General features: G+C 43.0%; 18 protein-coding genes, 1 riboswitch and 1 other annotated feature. Of the genes, 13 read left to right on the top strand and 5 right to left on the bottom strand.

The window, feature by feature from the left end; genetic code table 11:
• Positions 1–282 precede the first annotated feature (282 nt).
• From htpX to FR741_RS09800, 9 genes are all read left to right on the top strand, one after another.
• Entirely contained in the window at positions 283–1,152 is an 870-nt protein-coding gene (htpX, locus tag FR741_RS09840) for a protease HtpX (RefSeq protein ID WP_167426726.1), read from the top strand.
• Between the two features lie 224 nt (positions 1,153–1,376).
• Complete coding sequence (locus FR741_RS09835; protein ID WP_005390833.1) at positions 1,377–1,796, top strand: nuclear transport factor 2 family protein; 420 nt, start codon at positions 1,377–1,379, stop codon at positions 1,794–1,796.
• A complete protein-coding gene (locus FR741_RS09830; protein WP_167426725.1) occupies positions 1,793–2,518 on the top strand; it encodes an SDR family oxidoreductase in 726 nt (241 codons plus the stop codon). Before FR741_RS09835 ends, FR741_RS09830 begins: the two co-directional genes overlap by 4 nt.
• A 12-nt stretch (positions 2,519–2,530) precedes the next feature.
• Positions 2,531–3,841, top strand: coding sequence for an NAD(P)/FAD-dependent oxidoreductase (locus FR741_RS09825; RefSeq protein ID WP_161443072.1), 1,311 nt, complete (start codon positions 2,531–2,533; stop codon positions 3,839–3,841).
• Position 3,842: 1 nt separating this feature from the next.
• Positions 3,843–4,661, top strand: coding sequence for a DUF1365 domain-containing protein (locus FR741_RS09820; protein ID WP_074191109.1), 819 nt, complete (start codon positions 3,843–3,845; stop codon positions 4,659–4,661).
• Positions 4,655–5,911, top strand: coding sequence for an SAM-dependent methyltransferase (locus tag FR741_RS09815; protein ID WP_167426724.1), 1,257 nt, complete (start codon positions 4,655–4,657; stop codon positions 5,909–5,911). The genes FR741_RS09820 and FR741_RS09815 overlap by 7 nt, the downstream gene beginning before the upstream one ends.
• 6 nt (positions 5,912–5,917) lie before the next feature.
• Positions 5,918–6,430, top strand: a complete 513-nt coding sequence (locus FR741_RS09810) for a DUF2878 domain-containing protein (RefSeq protein ID WP_046874769.1) — start codon at positions 5,918–5,920, stop codon at positions 6,428–6,430.
• The gene (locus FR741_RS09805) at positions 6,390–6,983 is read left to right on the top strand and encodes a chalcone isomerase family protein (protein WP_046874770.1); all 594 of its coding nucleotides are present in this window, start codon (positions 6,390–6,392) and stop codon (positions 6,981–6,983) included. Before FR741_RS09810 ends, FR741_RS09805 begins: the two co-directional genes overlap by 41 nt.
• Complete coding sequence (locus FR741_RS09800; protein ID WP_408646608.1) at positions 6,983–7,513, top strand: DUF3833 domain-containing protein; 531 nt, start codon at positions 6,983–6,985, stop codon at positions 7,511–7,513. The genes FR741_RS09805 and FR741_RS09800 overlap by 1 nt, the downstream gene beginning before the upstream one ends.
• Positions 7,514–7,798: 285 nt before the next feature.
• Here FR741_RS09800 and purB read toward each other — a convergent pair whose 3' ends face one another.
• The 3 genes from purB to mnmA all read right to left on the bottom strand — a co-directional run bounded on the left by purB (position 7,799) and on the right by mnmA (position 11,069).
• Complete coding sequence (gene purB, locus FR741_RS09795) at positions 7,799–9,169, bottom strand: adenylosuccinate lyase (protein WP_005390853.1); 1,371 nt, start codon at positions 9,167–9,169, stop codon at positions 7,799–7,801.
• Between the two features lie 147 nt (positions 9,170–9,316).
• Positions 9,317–9,934, bottom strand: a complete 618-nt coding sequence (gene hflD, locus FR741_RS09790; protein ID WP_046874772.1) for a high frequency lysogenization protein HflD — start codon at positions 9,932–9,934, stop codon at positions 9,317–9,319.
• A gap of 10 nt (positions 9,935–9,944) precedes the next feature.
• The gene (gene mnmA / locus FR741_RS09785; RefSeq protein ID WP_005390857.1) at positions 9,945–11,069 is read right to left on the bottom strand and encodes a tRNA 2-thiouridine(34) synthase MnmA; all 1,125 of its coding nucleotides are present in this window, start codon (positions 11,067–11,069) and stop codon (positions 9,945–9,947) included.
• A 188-nt stretch (positions 11,070–11,257) separates the two neighbouring features.
• On the opposite strand from mnmA, the gene FR741_RS09780 reads away from it, so the two are divergent.
• Together FR741_RS09780 and FR741_RS09775 are read left to right on the top strand one after the other, a co-directional pair.
• Positions 11,258–11,527, top strand: coding sequence for a hypothetical protein (locus tag FR741_RS09780; protein ID WP_005390859.1), 270 nt, complete (start codon positions 11,258–11,260; stop codon positions 11,525–11,527).
• Between the two features lie 117 nt (positions 11,528–11,644).
• Positions 11,645–12,949 (top strand): inosine/guanosine kinase, encoded by a 1,305-nt coding sequence (locus FR741_RS09775; RefSeq protein WP_005390861.1) that lies wholly within the window; start codon positions 11,645–11,647, stop codon positions 12,947–12,949.
• 129 nt (positions 12,950–13,078) lie between these two features.
• Here the strand turns inward: FR741_RS09775 and FR741_RS09770 are convergent, their stop codons facing one another.
• Positions 13,079–13,486 carry an H-NS family histone-like protein gene (locus tag FR741_RS09770; RefSeq protein ID WP_005390863.1) on the bottom strand — a complete coding sequence of 136 codons (408 nt, stop codon included), beginning with the start codon at positions 13,484–13,486 and terminating at the stop codon, positions 13,079–13,081.
• Positions 13,487–14,068: 582 nt separating this feature from the next.
• Positions 14,069–14,251: riboswitch (Lysine riboswitch) on the top strand.
• Positions 14,252–14,360: 109 nt separating this feature from the next.
• Here FR741_RS09770 and tet(35) point away from each other — a divergent pair.
• Complete coding sequence (gene tet(35), locus FR741_RS09765; protein ID WP_167426723.1) at positions 14,361–15,962, top strand: tetracycline efflux Na+/H+ antiporter family transporter Tet(35); 1,602 nt, start codon at positions 14,361–14,363, stop codon at positions 15,960–15,962.
• Between the two features lie 326 nt (positions 15,963–16,288).
• On the opposite strand, the gene FR741_RS09760 is transcribed toward tet(35), so the two are convergent.
• The gene (locus tag FR741_RS09760) at positions 16,289–17,242 is read right to left on the bottom strand and encodes a sigma-54 interaction domain-containing protein (protein ID WP_005390867.1); all 954 of its coding nucleotides are present in this window, start codon (positions 17,240–17,242) and stop codon (positions 16,289–16,291) included.
• A 365-nt stretch (positions 17,243–17,607) separates the two neighbouring features.
• Positions 17,608–17,745 (top strand) — a sequence feature (His leader region).
• A gap of 53 nt (positions 17,746–17,798) precedes the next feature.
• Between FR741_RS09760 and hisG the strand changes: the two genes are divergently transcribed.
• The gene (gene hisG, locus FR741_RS09755; RefSeq protein WP_005390869.1) at positions 17,799–18,695 is read left to right on the top strand and encodes an ATP phosphoribosyltransferase; all 897 of its coding nucleotides are present in this window, start codon (positions 17,799–17,801) and stop codon (positions 18,693–18,695) included.
• The last annotated feature ends 1 nt before the right edge of the window (position 18,696 follow it).

Here is an 18,696-nt window from a genome sequence, read left to right as displayed (position 1 = left end):
AGATGAGGTGCGATTCAAAGTGCTTTTCATCACGGTAAGGAATGAATATGAATGGAGGTAATGGCTTTTATCAGAACGTGCCTAGAAATCGCTTGAGCATGATCTTTCAGTCTCGAAAACAAATGTTGCAATTTATTGCTTAACCTTGTTTTTATCGCGGATAGACTATATCTATAACGCATGGAGCATGAAACTTAGCGGAATTGGCTTTTACAGCGATTACCACCTGTTCCTTATAACAATCCGTTTTAAAAAAACGATAAGCTTCCTCGGAGAAAAGTAATGAAGCGAATTATGTTATTCCTAGCAACTAACCTAGCTGTCGTGCTAGTGCTTAGTGTTGTTCTGAATATTGTTTACGCTACCACTGGAATGCAACCTGGCAGTCTTTCTGGTTTGCTAGTTATGGCCGCCATATTTGGTTTTGGTGGTGCTCTTATTTCGTTGATGATGTCAAAGGGCATGGCACTGCGCTCGGTTGGCGGTATGGTCATTGAAAGTCCGCGTAACGAAACTGAGCATTGGTTAGTCGAAACTGTGGGTCGTCAAGCTCAGCAAGCGGGTATTGGTATGCCAACGGTGGCTATTTATGACTCACCAGATATCAATGCATTCGCGACGGGAGCAAAGCGAGATGACTCTCTTGTCGCGGTTTCCACTGGCCTTTTACACAATATGACTCGTGATGAAGCAGAAGCGGTACTGGCCCACGAAGTGAGCCATATTGCAAATGGTGACATGGTCACGATGACATTGATGCAAGGTGTTGTGAACACGTTTGTTATCTTCCTATCCCGTTTTATCGCCAATATTGTGGCATCGAACGATGATGAAGAAGGTCAAGGTGCAAACATGATGGTTTACTTCGGTGTATCTATGGTGCTTGAGCTAGTGTTTGGCTTCTTAGCAAGCTTTATTACCATGTGGTACAGCCGTCATCGCGAATTCCATGCCGACGCAGGTGCTGCTCACTTAGTTGGTAAAGAGAAAATGATCGCGGCATTGGAACGTTTGAAGATGAGTCACGAATCTCAACTTGATGGCACAATGATGGCGTTCGGTATCAATGGCAAGCAGTCATTGACTGAACTACTGATGAGTCACCCTCCGCTAGATAAACGTATTGCAGCGTTACGTAGTCAGCAATACTAGTTGTAAAAACTGACAGCGCACACGAAAGTAATCGTTAATTTCCTGAAAAGGCTTGGTTTTGACCAAGCCTTTTTTTTGATCGATTGATCGCTTGCGAGCTCCATCACGTATCTACCTACAGAAACAAAGTTATACAAAATAATTTTTGTACAACTTTTAAGGAATGAACTATCTTGTACATATAATAATTTTGTACAACTTGATGGGCATGTAGGAGTAAACACATGGACATACAGTCTGTTGGCAATATCTATCAAAAGCTGAATAAAGCGAACTTACATCTGCTTAAAGACGTATATCACCAAGATGTCGTCTTTGAAGATGCTGCTCATCGTTTAGAGGGGTGGCCTGCACTTTCAGATTACTTCACATCATTATATGCCAACGTCATAAGCTGTGACTTTGTTATCCACGAACATCAACAAGTCGGAGATACTGGCTTCCTAACGTGGACCATGGATCTTCAGCATCCCAAACTTCAAAAAGGTGCACCTATTCTCGTTAATGGTGTGTCGCATCTTAAATTCAGCGAAGGCCAAGTTATTTATCACCGAGATTACTTTGATCTCGGAGAAATGCTTTACGAAAACTTACCTTTACTTGGCTCCGTCGTAAAAACCATCAAGCAGAGGTTAGGACAATGAACAATACTATCTTAATCACTGGCGCTACCTCCGGAATAGGGAAGCAACTGGCTTTAGATTACGCGAACTCTGATTGGAGCGTTATTGCTTGTGGGCGAAACAAAGACGTTCTTGCTGAATTGGGGGCTGCTTCTTCTAATATCCATACATTGCAGTTTGACGTGACAAACCATGAACAAACTCAGCAGGCGCTGTCCAGTTTGCCTTTCACGCCGAGTACCTGGGTTTTTAATGCAGGGGATTGTGAGTATATGGACAACGGTGTGGTTGACGCGAAACTCATGGCGCGTGTGATGAATGTAAACGTCGTTGGTGTTGCCAACTGCGTAGAAGGTTGCCAACCACACTTAGATAAAGGGCATCGCATCGTTATCGTGGGTTCTATTGCTTCAGAAGTCGCGTTGCCAAGGGCTGAAGCCTACGGCGCTTCTAAGGCCGCTGTGAGCTACTTTGCTCGCACATTAGCTGTTGATTTGAAGAAGAAGGGCATTCAAGTGGTGACCGTGTTCCCAGGCTTTGTGGAAACCCCGTTAACTGACAAAAATGACTTCGAAATGCCGATGATTATTTCTACGCAGCAAGCCTCGAACTCTATCAGAAAACAGTTGGCTGCCAACAAGACTCACATCTATTTCCCCGCGAGGTTTACCAATATTTTACGTTTTATCTCGTTACTTCCATACAGTTGGCAAGCTCGTCTAACTGCTAAACTCGTATCATAAGAAGGAATAAAAATGAAAACAGTAGGAAGAAAGAAGGTAGCGATTGTGGGAACCGGAATTTCTGGCCTTACGTGTGGTTACTATCTACATAAAGAGCATGATGTCACCGTATTTGAAGCTAACGATTACATTGGCGGGCACACCGCGACGGTGGATGTAAAACTCGATGGTAAAGAATATGCGATTGATACGGGCTTTATTGTTTACAACGATCGCACTTATCCTAATTTCATCAAAATGATGAACGAGATTGGTGTCGAAGGGTTGCCAACCCAGATGAGCTTTAGTGTAAGAAACGACGGCAATGGTTTGGAATATAACGGTCACACCGTGTCGACATTATTTGCTCAAAAGCGTAATTGGGTAAATCCTAAGTTCTATCGTTTTATCTTCGAGATCCTTCGTTTCAACAAACTTGCCAAAAGCGTCGCTAGCAAACAATCGAGTCATTCTCAGACGCTAGGTGAGTTTCTTGATGAGCACAACTTCAGTACTTTCTTTTCAGATAACTACATTTTGCCGATGGGCGCTGCAATTTGGTCTTCGACTTTAGCGGACATGCGCGCATTTCCGCTGATGTTTTTCCTTCGCTTTTTCTTAAATCACGGATTGCTTGATGTCACTAACAGGCCGCAATGGTATGTAATTAAAGGTGGCTCTCGTGAGTACATTCCACCTTTGACTCAAGGTTTTATCGATAAAATTCGACTCAATAGTCCGGTAGAAAAAGTGCTCCGTAGTGAGAATGGTGTGGGTTTAAAAGTCAACGGTGAAATGCATTGGTTTGATGATGTCATCTTTGCTTGTCACAGTGATCAAGCGATGAACATGTTAGGTGACATTAGCCCAGTCGAGCAAGAGGTGCTGGGTAATATGGCTTATCAAGCGAATGAAGTGGTGCTTCACACTGATACGAGTTTACTTCCAAAGCGTAAAGCGGCGTGGGCTTCGTGGAACTACCTACTGGAGGGCAGTGAAGACGAACAGCAACGTCTCCCTTCGCTTACTTACAACATGAATATTCTCCAACATGTTCAATCTGAGCACACATTCTGTGTCACGCTAAATAGCACTGAGCAGATCGAACCGAGCAAAGTATTACGGACGTTTACCTATCACCATCCAGTGTTCTCCACCGACTCTATCGCTGCACAGCAACGTAAAGAAGAGGTGCAAGGGCTGAACAATACTTGGTTCTGCGGCGCTTATTGGTACAACGGTTTCCACGAGGATGGCGTTCGCAGCGCATTGGACGTAGTGAAAGGGCTTGAAGAGAAATATCGCGTTCAAACTGCTGTCAACTTAGAAAAAGGTGCAGCGTGATATGGATAGCCAAATGAACAGCCAGTTGTTTGTTGGCAACGTTCGACATCGCAGGTTCACGCCGATAAAACATGAATTGAACTACTCATTGTTTATGCCAGCTATTGACGTCGATGAGCTAAAAAAACTAGAGGAAAAAGTTTGGGGGTTTGGCTCTCGTTGGTGGCATTGGGCACGCTTTAAACGCAGTGACTATGTTGGTGAGGGCTGTTTAAAGGTGGCCGTACACGACAAAATTGAAGAGTTAACAGGCGTTCGTTGTACCGGCAAAGTCATCGCTGTTTGTCATTTGCGCTATTTAGGACTTTATTTTAGTCCGGTGAATTTCTACTACGTTTATAACAAAGAAGGGGAATGGAAATACCTCTTAGCTGAAGTCAGCAATACACCTTGGAACGAGCGTCATTACTACGCAGTCGCTGCTGAGCAAAACGATGAAAACTTTGGATGGGAACAAGAGAAAGCCTTTCATGTTTCTCCGTTTAATCCAATTGACCAACAGTATCATTGGAAGATTAAACCACTGACGGACAAGTTAAGGATTCATCTTGAATGCCACAAAAGCGAAAAGCATTTTGATGCGACGATGACAATGAAAGCTCAAGTGTTTTCGAGCAAAAGCCTATTGAAGTGTTTGATCGTTACGCCAATACAGACGGTAAAAGTAATGGTTGGTATTTATTGGCACGCATTAAAACTTTGGGTGAAAGGCGCGCCTTTTTATTCTCATCCTAAATATTCAACACACGACGAAATAGAAGCCGACACAAAAAAAACAGACAAAAAAAATAAAAAGCACAAGGAGAATTCTGCATGTTAAATACCAGTTCTATGACATTGCCGCGCAAATTGACGACAACACAAAAGGCGGCTCGCGGAGTTATTTTTCAATGTCTGCAAAAAATGGAAATCGGCTGCTTAACTGTTATTGAAAGCTTTAAGACGGAAACGACAGAAAGAAGCGAGCGCTTTAATGCGCCCAACGGTGAATACAGCGGTCAGCCTGTTGTGGCGACGATTGAGGTAAAGCATCCTGGCTTTTACTCGCGAATCTTGCAAGGTGGCAGCATTGCAGCGGGTGAGGCTTATATGGATGGTTGGTGGGACAGCCCAGATCTAACCTCGTTAATGAAACTTATGGCTCTTAATATGCGCGCGCTAGATAAACTTGAAGAGAAAGGAAGTTGGCTAACTAAAATACTGTACAAGTTCAGTCATTGGACCAACCGCAATTCTCAAGAGAACTCTCGTAAAAACATTCATGCGCATTACGACTTGGGCAACAATTTGTACGAGTCATTTTTAGACGACAACATGCTGTACTCATCGGCCTTATATGTGCAAGACAACGATACTTTGGAACAAGCGCAAATCAACAAAATGGATCGTTTGTGCCAGCAACTTGAGCTTCAACCATCCGATCGAGTGATTGAGATCGGTACAGGGTGGGGGGCTATGGCCATTTACATGGCAGAGCAATATGGTTGTCATGTAACGACAACGACGATTTCTGAAGAGCAGCATGCTTACGCTGAACAAAAAATTAGAGAGCGAAATTTGGGCGACAAGATCACTCTATTAAAACAAGACTATCGAGACCTTTCGGGTCACTACGATAAGTTAGTCTCGATAGAAATGATCGAAGCGGTTGGAAAACAATTTTTGCCTTCCTACATCAAGCAATGCCAATCATTACTCAAGCCGGGTGGTTTAATGGCAATTCAAGCCATCACTATCGCTGACCAGCGTTATGATTACTACAGTAACAACGTTGACTTTATCCAGAAATACATCTTTCCAGGTGGTTTTTTACCTTCGGTTACATCTTTAACTCAAGCTGCGACCAAAAACAGTGACTTGGTGGTGAGAGACTTATTTGATATTGGCTTGGACTATGCGAAAACCTTGAGCGAGTGGCACTCTAGATTTAATCAAGCTGAAGAGCACGTACGCTCTCTCGGTTATGACGACCGCTTTGTCCGCATGTGGCGCTATTACCTGAGCTATTGTGAAGGCGGCTTTTTAGCTCGAAGTATCAGTGCCGTTCACATGACATTCCAGCGACCTTAAACCGTTATGAAGTTGCTGATTGCCTCTACATGGTTCCAGCTCTGTTGGTTCTCTGCAGTGCTTGGGACCTATCAATGGCAGTGGCTAACACTGATCTTAACATTTATTACTCTTGTCTATTGTTGGAGGACGGACGCTTCTGCCTTGAAGCACATCGCGAGTATCGTTTTGGCGGGTGTAGTGCTCGATACGCTCAATCAACAGTTTTCTGTTTTTGTCTTTCCAACACAATGGTTACCCATTTGGTTGTTGTGCCTTTGGGTTCTGTTCTCTTGGTATGCCTATCAGCTCAAGCCTGTTTTGTACCGTTTCCCAAAAATCTACGTATCAATTGTAGGTGGCGTTGGAGGAACCGTCAGTTACTACGCCGGTTACAAGCTCCAAGTCGTTGAATATGGATTTAATACCAGCGTTACGTTGGTCATTCTATTTGCTGAATGGTTTGCCATGACGCTTTTGATACTCAAGGTATACGGATATGAAAAGCTTGAAGAGAGATTTAACCCAGAGGCTGATTAAGGTAGTTGCTTCTCTAGTAGTTATGGGCTCCTTTGCTCTACAAGCTCAGCCAGTTGGAAACAGTGAAAACGCAGATAAGATGTCGAGTTGGGAGGGGTGGAAAACTGTCGGTGAGGCACAACTCACATGGTTCATCTTCGATATATATCAGTCTCGACTAAAAGCACCCGATGGAAAGTTCATTGTAAATGGCGATGTATCACCACACCCTCTGGCATTGGAAATTAACTATCAAAGAGACATCAGCAAGCAGCAGTTGCTTGATGTAACTGATGAGCAATGGGCAAAACTTGGTTTTACTGAATCATATCGAAAAAGTTGGATCAGTGAACTAAACCGTATGTTCCCTGATATAAAAAAAGGGGATGAGCTTACTTACTTAACCGATGGTAAAACTGGTCAGCTTCTTTACCGACAAGCTGGCATTGCACAAATCAAGACAGTCGGCTTCGTTCAAGATGAGCGAATGAACGATGCGTTTTTGTCTATATGGTTGTCACCTAATACAGAGTTCCCAAAACTTCGAAAACAATTAATAGGGCAGGTTAGATAGTGCTTAAACGAATTTTAAAATCAGTCGCCTTGGCTGCTGCGGCCTTACTTTCAGCATGCTCAGCAGGTATCGATAATTATCAATCATCTACACCGACTTTTGATTTATTCGGCTATTTTGAAGGCGAAACAAAGGCGTGGGGGATGGTCCAAGATTACACTGAACAACAAACTCGTCGTTTTGAAGTCGACATCGTGGGTACTGTGGAAGGTAACACGTTGACGCTGGTGGAAGACTTTGTGTTTGATGATGGAGAAGTTGACCAGCGAGTTTGGGTTATTACCAAATTAGAAGATGGACGCTATGAAGGTAAAGCAGAGGATATTATTGGTGTAGCAACAGGGGCTGAGCAAGGCAATGCGTTGCAGTGGCGGTATGACTTTGAGTTGCAAATGGATGACTCAACAGTAACGGTCGCTTTTGATGATTGGCTTTATCGTCAGGACGAGAAGCATGTTTTCAACCTCACCAAAATTAAAAAGTTTGGTGTAGAGGTAGGGACGATTACTCTTTTCTTCCAGAGGCAATAGAAATAAAGAAACGAGATGCGGGAGCGCTTCGCTTTAGGAATCGAGAGGGACGCGCTGGTATTTCAGTAAAGGGACGTTAAACTTGGAATGTGTGGGTAGAAGTTGCTTCTTTAATGGATATAACTGAGCCATATCCCTTATCCTGAAGCTTAGCGTTCCATAGGGAGAATCCTGTTCCCCCTAAACGAAGAAAGGGTTGACGCTTTCACGTCAACCCTCACTATTATCAGATTCTCGATTCTCGATTCTCGATTCTCGATTCTCGATTCTCGATTCTCGATTCTCTTACAGCTTATCTGTCAGCTCAACCGCTTGACCAATGTAGTTCGCTGGCGTCATCTCTTTCAGACGTGCTTTCTCGTGCTCAGGAAGCTCAAGACCGTCTATGAAGTTACGCATTGCCTCGCCGTCTACACGCTTACCACGAGTTAGCTCTTTTAGCTTCTCGTATGGCTTCTCGATGCCGTAACGACGCATAACTGTTTGTACTGGCTCTGCTAGTACTTCCCAGTTTTTATCTAGTTCAGCAAGAAGTGCTTCACGGTTTACTTCTAGCTTGCTGATGCCTTTAAGCGTAGAAGTGTAAGCGATAATAGCGTAACCAACACCAACACCAAGGTTACGTAGAACCGTTGAGTCAGTTAGGTCACGTTGCCAACGAGAGATAGGCAGTTTTTGTGCTAAGTGGCCGAATACTGCGTTCGCAAGACCTAGGTTACCTTCAGAGTTTTCAAAGTCGATTGGGTTAACTTTGTGCGGCATTGTTGAAGAACCGATCTCACCAGCAATGGTTTTTTGCTTGAAGTGGCCTAATGCAATGTAACCCCAAACGTCACGATCGAAGTCAATCAGGATAGTGTTGAAACGAGCGATAGCGTCGAACAGCTCAGCGATGTAATCATGCGGCTCGATTTGTGTTGTGTAAGGGTTCCAAGTTACGCCTAGAGACTCTGTAATGAATTCTTCAGAGAACTTGTGCCAATCTAGCTCTGGGTAAGCAGAAAGGTGTGCGTTGTAGTTACCTACTGCACCGTTGATTTTCGCTAGGATCTCAACGTTTTCGATTTGCTTGAATTGACGCTCCATACGGTACGCCACGTTTGCCATTTCTTTACCCATTGTAGATGGAGAAGCAGGCTGGCCGTGTGTACGAGATAGAAGAGGAATGTCGCGGTATTCAACTGCGAGTGCTTTGATAGCGTCAATTAGGTTACGGATTTCTGGAAGAATCACTTGCTCACGTGCTTCTTTTAGCATTAACGCATGAGAGGTGTTATTGATGTCTTCAGAAGTACATGCAAAGTGGAAGAACTCATTAACAGCGTGCAGTTCAGGAACGTCTGCTACTTTCTCTTTTAAGAAGTACTCAACCGCTTTAACGTCGTGGTTAGTTGTACGCTCGATTTCTTTAATACGGCGTGCATCTTCTTCAGAGAAGTTAGCAGCAAGGTCGTCTAGGAATTGGTTAGCTTCTGCGCTGAATGCTGGCACTTCTGCAATTTCAGCAGTAGCCGCTAGCTTCTGTAGCCAACGAATTTCTACGATAGTACGGTATTTTAGTAGACCGTACTCGCTGAAAATTTCGCGTAACGCAATCGTCTTACTTCCGTAACGGCCGTCTACTGGTGAAACAGCAGTCAATGCTGACAGTTCCATGATGTTCTCCTGAATTGGGTTTCTAAATTTCGTGAGCGTTATACCAATAACTGTGGCAATTGTCACGAATATTGCGCAAACGTTTGCGCGGGATTTGTTTTATTCGAAAAAAAGTAGCTCGCGATAAACGCGAGCTAGCAGAGTATTCTACATTCTGGCTAACAGGATTTGAGCCTGTTCGACCATTTTCTTTCGGCCAAAAATTAGATGACGACGTTTACCGCCTACTTGGCGCCACAGAACAGCACTACGAATGCCAGATAGCAGTAGAGCACGGACTTTGTGTTGGCTTGCCGTTTGTTGCAGTACAGAAGGCGTGCCTGTTACTTGAATGCGTGGTCCAATAGGGCTAACAACATCCAAGTAGATGCTTGCTAAATTGCTGATCATTTGATCATCTAGCAGTTCAAAATGCTCTGACTGGCGCTTGGCCATCTGGATACGGTCACCAAGCTGGGACATGGCATCGTTGCGAGCGCTTAACTTACGTTCTAGCGCCATTAAGCTAATGATGTAACGAGTGATCTCACTGCCTGATGGGGTGCTATCAATCCCTTTAACCAGACACTCCAGACCGAGCTTTAGATCGGCTTCGCGACCGAATACGCCAACGGTGTTAGCAGGGTTTGTGTTCAAAATAGCGTTGATTGATGTTTCAAAAGCATCTTGATCACAATGCCCGTTTCTCGCAACTTGTTGAACCAAAGCGACAGCTTGGCAAATACCAGCGAAAGCGATAGTACGGTCATAAAGTGTATTCGCCACGTAACGACTCCTAAGCTTGAGAATATTTAATGCGTTGCTCGATGATGCCGCCACCTAGACATACGTCATCTTTATAAAACACTGCTGATTGACCAGGCGTCACTGCAATTTGTGGTTCATCAAAGATCACTTTAATGTTTTCATCATCGATCGGGATGATTGTACAAGGAATATCTTCCTGACGGTAACGAGTTTTCACTGTGCACTTCATAACATCGCGAATTGGCTCACGATCTACCCAGTGAAGTTGTGACGCAAGTAGACCTTCTGATTTTAGCATCGGGTGGTCTTTACCTTGGACTGCGATTAGCACGTTACGCTCTAGGTCTTTTTCACCAACAAACCACGGCTCTTCATTACCACCGCCGCCTTTACGGCCACCGATGTGTAGACCTTTACGCTGACCTAGTGTGTGGTACATCAAACCTTGGTGTTGACCGATCACTTCGCCTTCTGGCGTTTCGATATTACCAGGCTGAGCAGGAAGGTAACGACCTAGGAAGTCGGTAAATTTACGCTCACCGATGAAACAAATACCTGTCGAGTCTTTCTTCTTCGCTGTTACTAAACCTTGCTCTTCCGCAATACGGCGTACTTCAGGTTTCTCTAAATCACCAACAGGGAAGAGGCTACGGCCAATTTGTTCGTGGCTTAGTGTATATAGAAAGTAGCTCTGGTCTTTGTTGCCATCTAGGCCACGCAACATCGCTGGTTTCTCACCGTTATCCGGGAAAGAGCGACGTACGTAGTGACCCATTGCAATGTAGTCAGCATCAAGCACTTCATCAGCGAATTCTAGGAATGCTTTGAACTTGATTTCTTTGTTACAAAGAATGTCAGGGTTCGGTGTACGACCCGCTTTGTATTCAGCAAGGAAGTACTCAAATACGTTATCCCAGTATTCGGCAGCAAAGTTGATGGTGTGTAGATGAATGCCTAGCTTGTCACATACTGCCTGAGCATCAGCAAGATCTTCTGCTGCTGTACAATATTCTTCGTTGTCATCTTCTTCCCAGTTCTTCATGAACAGGCCTTCTACTTGGTAGCCTTGTTGCTTGAGAAGATACGCAGAAACAGATGAATCAACGCCGCCGGACATACCGACGATGACTTTCTTTTGGCTGTTATCAGACATTACTAAACACCACTTAAATAAACGGGATGCAGATTCTATCAGAATCCACAGACCGGTGACAGATCCGAGATCGAAATCACAATTCGTTTCGCTGCATTTTTCTTCAACAGAAATTCGAACGGGCAATTTCGCAAGTATAGAAGAGGTATATATGGCATAGTTGGCAAAAATCCAAGAGGAAAGTCCAAATGACCGAAGAAAACCAGTTTATGCAAGAAGCCGAGTTGATTGAAATTGTTGAAAACCAACTTGAGGACGGCAATCCATTAAAAGTTAAAGAGACGCTAATGCGCTTAATGATGACAGGGACACCTAGAGAAGAAGCGGTTGCAATGATGGCATGTGCCATGTCGATTGAAATTTTCGATGTGATGAAAAATGAAGGTGAGTTCAACCTAAAGCGTTACTGCGAGCACCTTGAGCAACTGCCAGATCTAAGTTTTATGGAAGGTGAATAAGGAGTCTAGAAGAAAAAAGTGGCTAGCAAACGTTTGCTATAATTGCTTTTATTGCCGCTTTATTATTAGCGGTATAGAATCCGTTCTCCTTTTCATCCCCTTACTCAGACTGACAATATGAAATTTCCTGGACAACGCAAATCGAAGCACTATTTTCCTGTTCATGCTCGTGACCCGCTGGTGAGCCAAGCACAAGAAAGCAAGAAGATGACGCGCACTCACATCATTGGTATTGACCAAACTTTGGTTGATATTGAAGCTAAAGTTACAACGGATGTGATTGAAAAGTACGGTCTGAGTAAAGGTCACTCTTTGGTTATTGATGACGAAAGAGCAGAAGAGTTGTACCAGCAACTTAAAGAAGAGAACTTAATTACCAATGAGTATGCGGGTGGCACAATTGGTAACACGCTACACAACTACTCTGTGCTAGCAGATGATCGCTCTACGCTGCTTGGAGTGATGAGCCAGGATATCAAAATTGGCAGCTATGGCTACCGTTACCTTTGTAATACATCAAGCCGCATGGACTTGAACTATCTACAAGGTGTTGATGGCGCTATCGGTCGTTGTTTCGCTCTTATTACAGAAGATGGTGAACGTACTTTTGCGATCAGTGAAGGGCAAATGAACCAACTGCATCCTGATAGCATTCCAGAAAAAATCTTTAAAAATGCATCGGCGCTTGTACTAACGTCATATTTAGTACGTTGTAAAGAAGGCGACCCAATGCCTGAAGCAACAATGAAAGCGATTGAGTACGCGAAAAAGAATGATGTACCTGTTGTTCTGACTCTTGGGACGAAGTTCGTTATTCAAGATGACCCGAAATATTGGCAAGAATTCATTCGAGATAACGTTTCAGTCGTTGCGATGAATGAAGATGAAGCAGAAGCACTGACGGGTGAGTCAGACCCACTTGCTGCATCTGATAAAACACTGGAGTGGGCAGATCTAGTATTGTGCACCGCGGGGCCTGTAGGCCTATTTATGGCGGGTTATACGGAAGACAGCGCGAAGCGCGAAACTTCTTTGCCATTACTTCCGGGGTCAATCGCTGAATTTAATCGCTATGAATTTAGTCGTCCGGCGAAAAAAGATACATGTGAAACACCAATAAAAGTGTACTCACATATCTCGCCATATATGGGTGGTCCAGAAAAAATCAAGAATACCAATGGTGCAGGTGATGCTGCGTTATCTGCTGTTCTTCATGATATGGCGGCAAACAAATACCATAAAGAAAATGTGCCTAATTCAAGCAAGCACAGTAACGAATATTTAACTTACTCTTCTTTTTCTCAAGTATGTAAATACGCAAACCGTGCGAGCTACGAAGTTCTCGTGCAACATTCTCCACGTTTGTCACGTGGGCTTCCTGAGCGAGAAGATAGCCTAGAAGAAGCATACTGGGAACGTTAATACACAGTAGTTTAATTAACTATTCTATAACTAAAGTAAAAGGCGCATTTTTTAATGCGCCTTTTTTTATTTGTAATGAACCAAATAAAAAAGGCTCCCATTGGGAGCCTTTTAAAAAATAGCGCGAATTTAGATCAGGAAATCATCCAGAGATTTACCTGCATCAAGTTGCTCTTGAATTGCAGAAGGTGTACGACCTTGGCCTGTCCAAGTCTTCTCATTACCGTTTGAGTCTGTGTATTTGTATTTAGCTGGACGAGGTGCACGCTTCGCTTTGCCTTTCGTCTTAGTTTCGCCAGATAGCGCAGTAATAAGCGCTTCTACGTCAATACCGTCTTGAGCAATTTTCTCTGCGATCTCTGCTAGCTTAGCTTCTTGCTCAGCTTGTGCTGCACGTTCTGCTTCTTCTGCTTCACGACGCTCTTCTACGACAGTAGTTAGTTTATCTAGAGCTTCTTCCAATTGTTCTAGAGTCAGCTCACGAGAAAATGCACGAAGGCTACGGATATTTAGAAGGGTTTTAGTCAGCTCTGACATAACGATTCCTATTAAAAGGTTAATGTGTTGGGCACTTTTTATCGTTACGATTAAATAATGCCAATCTATAAATAAACAAAGAGTCCTTATATTTAACTTTATCTTTTCCTTATGTGCAAATACTAAATCAAGATTTTGTTTAAATTTAGCTATTTTTTTAAAGCAATAAATATTATTACACTCGAAATAAATCTTATTAGATGAGAATTGAAATCAACACTCGTTATTGTATAGAGATAGAGCCAGCTTGGTTTTTATAAAAAAAGTTGAGTTATTACTTAAAAATATGAAGCGTCCATCTTTGATGGAGTGTCATATATCCTTAATTTATTGATACAAGATAAACCATGATATTTTTAAGGTAGTAATAATGTTTCATAAATAACAAAATTGATGTGATTTCAGTTGCACAAAACTAACTTGAAGTAGACAAGGTTTATAAATTATCTCAGTCATTATTTATTTGTTTAATTTAGTTTGATGTGTTGCATTGACTCTCATCATAAGTACAATGGCTGCTACCTGATGCAATATTGCAGACAATTTGTTGTTAATTTGTACAGTTAGTGGTTAATTGTTTGTTGTTGCCGTAGAGGCGCGGTCTCGAAGAGTAGCTATTATTGGGGTGATGCCAATGAATAATAGTGGAAGGCGAAGATTGCCGAAGTAAGTAACTCATCAAAGTTACTTGCTGGGGTTGTATCTGAAAGGAACAACACTGCCATAGTATATATTCACATTAAACTATGGAGCGCTACTGTAGGGTTGGGTGGAGTGTTCGCTTCCCTGTCGCTAAGTTCAACATGAGCACGTATCGTATGCTACGTGACTTGTCTGCAGTAGATCTCTAGCCAAACTTTGGTTTTTGAAGATCATGAATTTAATAGATTTTTCTAGTTCTCCTGTTTCATTATTGCCACCTATTGTCGCTTTGACTTTGGCGATCTTGACTCGACGTGTATTAGTTTCCTTAGGTGTAGGTATCGTGCTGGGTGCGGTTCTACTTAATAGCTGGTCTATCGGTGATACCGTTAGTTACGTGAGTTCTCAAGTTTCTTCTGTCTTTATTGAAGATGGCGGAATTAACACTTGGAACATGAGCATTGTTGGTTTCCTAATCTTATTAGGTATGACAACTGCATTATTAACGCTATCTGGTGGTACTCGTGCATTTGCCGAATGGGCACAATCTCGAGTGAAGAGTAAACGCGGCTCCAAACTTCTTGCTGCCTTTTTAGGCGTATTCATTTTTGTCGACGATTACTTTAACAGTCTTGCTGTTGGTGCCATTTCTCGTCCAGTGACCGATCGTTTTTATGTGTCTCGCGCGAAGCTTGCATACATTCTAGACTCAACTGCTGCACCAATGTGTGTGATCATGCCTGCTTCTAGCTGGGGTGCTTACATTATTACGATTATCGGCGGTATCTTAGTCTCACATGGGATCACTGAGTATTCGGCTCTTGGCGCGTACGTTCGTCTTATTCCAATGAACTTCTATGCAGTTTTTGCACTGCTTATGGTGTTTGCTGTGGCGTGGTTTGGCCTCGATATCGGTAAGATGCGTGAGCATGAAATCTCTGCATCTCAAGGCCGCGGCTTTGATAAAGACAAAGAAAACGACTCGCAAGAAGCGCATGATCTAAACGAAGAGCTAGATATCCGTGAAAGCGAAAAGGGTAAAGTGTCAGACTTGGTACTTCCTATCGTGACGCTGATTATTGCGACTATCGCTTCTATGCTTTACACGGGTGGCCGAGCATTGGCTGCTGACGGCAAAGAGTTTGCGCTTCTAGGTGCGTTTGAAAATACAGATGTAGGTACATCACTAATCTACGGTAGCTTGCTTGGCTTAGCAGTTGCACTGTTTACTGTTGTGAAGCAAGGTCTTCCAATGGGTGAAATTGCACGCACACTTTGGATTGGTGCGAAGTCTATGTTTGGCGCGATTCTAATCCTAGTATTTGCCTGGACTATCGGTTCGGTTATCGGTGACATGAAGACGGGTTCTTACCTTTCTACAATGGCGCAGGGCAATATCAATCCACATTGGCTACCAGTTATCCTATTCTTGTTGTCTGGTCTAATGGCATTTTCAACAGGTACTTCTTGGGGTACGTTCGGCATTATGCTTCCAATCGCGGGTGATATGGCTGGTGCAACAGATCTTGCGCTAATGCTCCCAATGCTAAGTGCAGTTTTAGCCGGTGCCGTTTTTGGTGACCATTGTTCACCTATCTCCGATACCACTATTCTGTCGTCGACTGGTGCACGTTGTAATCATATTGATCACGTATCGACCCAGTTGCCTTATGCATTGTCCGTGGCGCTAGTTTCCTGTGTTGGCTTCATTACTTTGGGGATGACTGCGTCAATTGCATTCTCATTCATTGCTGCATCAATCACATTTATTATTGTATGTGGAGCACTTTCTTGGTTGTCGAAGTCTAAAATGGCATCGTGCCAAAATGTCTAGTACAGCTCAGTATTTTTAATAAAGAGGAAGCTCCGCTAAATTTAGCGGAGCTTTTTTTTAACGCGATTTAGGTGAGGGGGGCAATCGCGTTTTTGGGGATAATCGTTTCGTGTTAAAAGCGAGCTATTTGTGTTCTGAGCACTCCTTTCTGTGCTGTGATAGAAAATCTATCAACCGACTTCTTCTTAGCTCTAAGCAAAGACTATGCCTAGTTTAAGTTGTTGATTTTAAAGGCGGTAATGTCAAGAGATTTATGATGAGGGGCTAAGTAAATGATATATGATGAGTTGTCTGTTACACAGTGTCACGTTACACCTGTACAGCAACTAAACATTTAAGTTGTATTTCTTTATTAGACGATAAAGCGTTGTTCTTGAAATACCAAGATGACGTGCAGCCGCACTCATATTGTGCTTATTTTCTTCGATAGCTTGCAGTAGGTAGTCAAGATCAATTTGGTCCACTGAAGGGAGTAATTGCCTTTCATTATTATCAAGGCCCAAGTCAGCGACGAGAAGCGTGTGATCTTCACACATGACAATCGCTCGTTGGATTACATTTCGCAGTTCTCTTACGTTACCTGGCCAACGATGCTTGAGGAGCTTGGCTTTCACTTTATCCGACATTTTTTGTACCTGACCATGAGACAAATCTGTTAAGAAGTGTTCTGATAACATAAGGATATCTTTCCCACGCTTTCTCAGTGGAGGAATAGTTAATGGCAAGATATTAAGCCGATAGAATAAATCTTCACGGAATCCGCCTTGTACAACCTCATTTTTCAAATCCACGTGGCTCGCAGCAATGACTCTACAGTCCACATCAATGAATTTATCAGCGCCGACTTTATGGATTTGCTTACTCTCTAAAAAGTGCAGAAGGTGGATTTGTAGATCCGGCGGCATATCACCAATCTCATCTAGGAATAGGGTACCTTTATGCGCTTTTTGAATAAAACCGATACGATCTGAAATCGCTCCTGTAAATGCTCCTTTTTCGTGACCGAAAAGTTCGGACGCAATAAGACCACTTGGAATTGCGCCGCAGTTAACTTCAACAAAAGGTGCCGAGTGTCTGTTCGACAACTGATGAATAAGACGAGCACAGAGACCTTTGCCCACCCCTGTTTCACCCTGAATGAGTACTTCAGCATCACATTGAGCGTACTTTTGGATTGCCGTGCGAAGTTCTTGGATACATGCACTATTGCCGATTAATGGGTATAGTGTTGTATCGCTGAAATCCACAGCTTGTTTGTTACTACCGTTACGCAGTTTCATGGTTAATCACTATTTTTTGCCCCACTAAAATAATAGTTTTGAATGAGCCGTCTCAAACGTGAGTGGATGTCTCTTTATTGAGAATGATGCCAATTACTAAGGGCGGTGAGATCTAAATAGTTGTTTTGATGAAAATTCATACTATTCTTCTTTTTCTTTAAGAATAGGGTTGAATAGAAACCTAATTTCTACCCATATACTCAACTGAAATTAAATTTAAATCCTTTAAAATCAAGTGATTATAAAAAATAGTTGGAAAATGCTAAATTCAGTATTGAAAAATATAGAATCCTTGGTTAGTGTGGTTACTAACGAAGCAACTCAATAGAGCCTTAAATAAGTATGCGTAATTTTGTAATGAACATTCATCACCATCATCACCCAATCTAGTCTTTCGGGCGATGTACGCATACCCGGGAGGCAGGAAACTCCCGGAGGTGAAATCAAAGTAAAAGCAGATTTTAAACCCTCGGGAGACTCCAATCTCTCGAGGGTTTTTTAGTTTTACTAATTCAAAAATTACTTAGATATCAAAATCTTGCACAGGGAAAAAGCAATGCAAACACAACGCTTAAGAATCGCAATTCAGAAAAAAGGTCGCCTTAGCAAAGAGAGCCAAGCTCTGCTAAAACAGTGCGGCGTAAAATTTAATGTAATGGGTGAGCGTTTAGTGGTTCACTCGGAGAACATGCCAATTGATTTGCTTTTGGTTCGTGACGATGACATCCCTGGCTTGATCATGGATGGCGTGGTTGACCTTGGTTTCATCGGAGAAAACGAACTAGAAGAAGTTCGTCTTGATCGCAAAGCTTTGGGTGAGCCATGTGAGTTTGTTCAACTTCGTCGACTGGATTTTGGCGGTTGTCGCTTGTCTATCGCTATCGACAAGGATGAAGAGTACAACGGTCCACAAGACTTAGCTGGTAAGCGTATTGCCACAACTTACCCTCAACTCCTAAAAGCTTACATGGATGAAGCAGGCGTTCCATTCTCCACATGTATGCTAACTGGCTCTGTAGAAGTTGCACCTCGCGCAGGTCTAGCTGACGCTATTGCTGATTTGGTATCGACTGGCGCAACGTTAGAAGCGAATGGCTTAAAAGAAGCGGAAGTGATCTTTAAATCTAAAGCGACGCTGATTCAACGTATCGGTGAGTTTGATGCAGACAAAACAGCACTGATTGAAAAACTACTGACTCGCATGCAAGGCGTACAACAAGCGAAAGAGTCTAAGTACATCATGCTTCACGCGCCAGCTGAAAAGCTCGATCAAATCAAAGCACTACTTCCTGGCGCTGAGGATCCTACGGTTCTTCCTCTTTCTGCAGATAAGCAGAAAATGGCTGTTCACTTAGTGAGTTCTGAGAACCTGTTCTGGGAAACCATGGAACAGCTAAAAGAGTTAGGTGCTAGCTCAATCCTAGTGCTACCAATTGAAAAAATGATGGAGTAAA

The sequence above is a fragment of the Vibrio diabolicus genome (assembly GCF_011801455.1).
Lineage (GTDB): Bacteria > Pseudomonadota > Gammaproteobacteria > Enterobacterales > Vibrionaceae > Vibrio > Vibrio diabolicus.
The sequence above is the reverse complement of the archived record's forward strand: the minus strand, read 5'-3'. Positions and strand labels throughout refer to the sequence as shown.

What these genes read in the sequence shown, in the direction of transcription:
- FR741_RS09815 (WP_167426724.1), top strand. Translation starts at nt 4,655, where the DNA reads ATGTTAAATACCAGTTCTATGACATTGCCGCGCAAATTGACGACAACA.
- FR741_RS09820 (WP_074191109.1), top strand. Translation starts at nt 3,843, where the DNA reads ATGGATAGCCAAATGAACAGCCAGTTGTTTGTTGGCAACGTTCGACAT.
- purB (WP_005390853.1), bottom strand. Translation starts at nt 9,169, where the DNA reads ATGGAACTGTCAGCATTGACTGCTGTTTCACCAGTAGACGGCCGTTAC.
- hisG (WP_005390869.1), top strand. Translation starts at nt 17,799, where the DNA reads ATGCAAACACAACGCTTAAGAATCGCAATTCAGAAAAAAGGTCGCCTT.
- FR741_RS09810 (WP_046874769.1), top strand. Translation starts at nt 5,918, where the DNA reads ATGAAGTTGCTGATTGCCTCTACATGGTTCCAGCTCTGTTGGTTCTCT.
- FR741_RS09760 (WP_005390867.1), bottom strand. Translation starts at nt 17,242, where the DNA reads ATGAAACTGCGTAACGGTAGTAACAAACAAGCTGTGGATTTCAGCGAT.
- htpX (WP_167426726.1), top strand. Translation starts at nt 283, where the DNA reads ATGAAGCGAATTATGTTATTCCTAGCAACTAACCTAGCTGTCGTGCTA.
- FR741_RS09805 (WP_046874770.1), top strand. Translation starts at nt 6,390, where the DNA reads ATGAAAAGCTTGAAGAGAGATTTAACCCAGAGGCTGATTAAGGTAGTT.
- FR741_RS09825 (WP_161443072.1), top strand. Translation starts at nt 2,531, where the DNA reads ATGAAAACAGTAGGAAGAAAGAAGGTAGCGATTGTGGGAACCGGAATT.
- FR741_RS09775 (WP_005390861.1), top strand. Translation starts at nt 11,645, where the DNA reads ATGAAATTTCCTGGACAACGCAAATCGAAGCACTATTTTCCTGTTCAT.
- FR741_RS09830 (WP_167426725.1), top strand. Translation starts at nt 1,793, where the DNA reads ATGAACAATACTATCTTAATCACTGGCGCTACCTCCGGAATAGGGAAG.
- FR741_RS09835 (WP_005390833.1), top strand. Translation starts at nt 1,377, where the DNA reads ATGGACATACAGTCTGTTGGCAATATCTATCAAAAGCTGAATAAAGCG.
- mnmA (WP_005390857.1), bottom strand. Translation starts at nt 11,069, where the DNA reads ATGTCTGATAACAGCCAAAAGAAAGTCATCGTCGGTATGTCCGGCGGC.
- FR741_RS09770 (WP_005390863.1), bottom strand. Translation starts at nt 13,486, where the DNA reads ATGTCAGAGCTGACTAAAACCCTTCTAAATATCCGTAGCCTTCGTGCA.
- FR741_RS09780 (WP_005390859.1), top strand. Translation starts at nt 11,258, where the DNA reads ATGACCGAAGAAAACCAGTTTATGCAAGAAGCCGAGTTGATTGAAATT.